Annotated in this window: 3 protein-coding genes; all 3 read right to left on the bottom strand. The window is 70.8% G+C overall.

Going from position 1 to position 1,960, the window contains the following annotated elements; genetic code table 11:
- Positions 1–595, bottom strand: a 595-nt coding sequence (locus tag G3N62_RS35295; RefSeq protein WP_206141537.1) for a lytic transglycosylase domain-containing protein, incomplete at its 3' end; no start/stop codon positions are given.
- On the bottom strand, positions 592–1,266 hold the full coding sequence (gene sctR, locus G3N62_RS35290) for a type III secretion system export apparatus subunit SctR (RefSeq protein WP_049034062.1): 675 nt from the start codon (positions 1,264–1,266) through the stop codon (positions 592–594). The genes G3N62_RS35295 and sctR, both read right to left, overlap by 4 nt.
- A 3-nt stretch (positions 1,267–1,269) precedes the next feature.
- Positions 1,270–1,960 (bottom strand): type III secretion system cytoplasmic ring protein SctQ (gene sctQ, locus G3N62_RS35285; protein WP_206141536.1); only part of this gene is annotated, 691 nt, incomplete at its 5' end.

Raw genomic sequence — 1,960 nt, 5'->3', positions numbered from 1 at the left:
CACGCACCACCGGGATCGGTTCGACGCCGCCTTCGCGCGCGTTGCGCTGCGCGCTCGCGACGACGCGGCTCACGTAGCCGCTCGAGAAGCCGGTCGTGAAGTTGCCGCTGTAGTAGCACGACAGCGCCGCGCGCAGTGCGGCCTGCGTGGCGCGGCCGGTGCCCGACGAGCGGGCGAAGCATTCGGTCAGGATCGCGCCGCCGGCCTGCAGGTTGCGGCATGGCTCGAACATCGTCGTTTCGTCGAGCCCGTATTTCGCGAAGTTGCGCGCGTTCACCTGCGCGAGGCCGACGCTGTAGCTGTAACCGCGCGACGACAGTTCGCGCGCGGTCGCGCGCGCTTCGTCGAGCGACGCGGGCTGGCGCGTCAGGTGGCCGCCGACCACGCCGATCGCATACGGATTGAAGCCCGACTCGGTGCGCACCAGCGCGGCGAGCGTGTCGGGATCGACGTTCGGCGCGCAGGCGCGCGCGAGTCGAGCGAAACCCGCGGCGGCGCCAGCTGCCCGCGCGTCACGCGGCTGCAGGCCCGCCAGCGCGAGCACGGCCAGCGCGCACAGGCACGCCGCCGCGATTCGCAGGCCGCGCGCGTTCATCCCGCACCCGCCACGCGGTACGACATCACGAGCCCGTGCACGAGCAGCGACCAGCCGTCGAGCGCGACGAACAGCAGCAGCTTGAACGGCACCGAGATCGTCGTCGGCGAGATCATCTGCATCCCGAGCGCGAGCAGGATGTTCGCGACCAGCAGGTCGACGACGATGAACACGATGTAGATCACGAAACCGATCTGGAACGCCTTCGTCAGCTCGGCGAGCGTGAAGCTCGGCACCAGCACGAGCAGGTCGTCGTCCTTGATGCCGTCGGCGCGGTGCTTCGGCCAGACCGACGTCGCGGTGCGCACGAAGAACTCGCGGTCGCGCTGCCGCGTGTGCGACACGAGGAATTCCTTGATCGGCGGCAGCGCGGCATCGGCGAGCGCGCCGACGTCGGCCGTCGACAGCTGCCCCGACGCGTCGAAGTGGCGCGCCTGCAGCGCATCGCGGATCGACATTCCGACGGGCGCCATGATGAACAGCGACAGGATCAGCGCGATGCCGTTCAGCACGAGGTTCGGCGGCACCTGCTGGATGCCGAGCGCGGAGCGCAGCAGGCCGAGCACGACCACGAGCTTCGTGTAGCTCGTCACCATCAGCGCCGCGAACGGCGCGATGCCGAGCGCGGCGATCACCGCGATCAGCGCGACCGGGTTCGGCAGGTTGCCCATCGTTCAGCGCTCGCGCGGCGCGGGTTGCGTCAGCGTGACGACGCGCACGCCGAGTTTCTGGCCGACCGCGATCAGGTGGCCGGTGCCGATCAGCATCCCGTTCGCGACGAGATGGATCACGCTCTGGTTGATCCCTTGCTGCAGTTCGATCACGGCGCCCGGCTGCAGCGTGCTCAGCTCGCCGAGCGGCATCGACGCGGGCGGCAGCTCGAAGCGCAGGTCGACCGCGAGGCCGTCGAGCGTGCGCGGCGCATCGGCGGATGGCGCATCGTGTGTCGTGACGGGCGCGTGGTCGGTGCGGGTCGGTTCCAAAGGCATCTCCCTGATTCGTTCGACGGTCAGCCGGTTGCCCGACGGCCGTCCGGTGATTTCCCACGCCGGCGCGGCCGGCAGTCGCGCGACGCACAGCAGGTTCTGCTCGTGCGCCTGCCAGCGTTCGATCGCGATGATGTCGCCGCCGACGACGTCGGCCAGTTCGGCCGTCGTCAGCTCGGTGCGGCCGATCTCGAACACGAGCGGCACGGGCAGGTTCGCGTAGGCCGCGCGCGCATCGGCGAGCGCGGCCGGCGCGGTCGCGAAGAACACGGCCAGTGCATCCGGCACGTCGAACAGCAGCGCGCCATGGCAACGCCACGCGGCATCGGCGCGCCGCAGCTCGAAGCGCAGCGCGGCCGGCGCCGCACGCCAGGCCGGG

Source organism: Burkholderia sp. Tr-20355 (genome assembly GCF_017104685.1).
Lineage (GTDB): Bacteria > Pseudomonadota > Gammaproteobacteria > Burkholderiales > Burkholderiaceae > Burkholderia > Burkholderia seminalis.
This window is presented reverse-complemented; position numbering and strand designations above follow the sequence as displayed.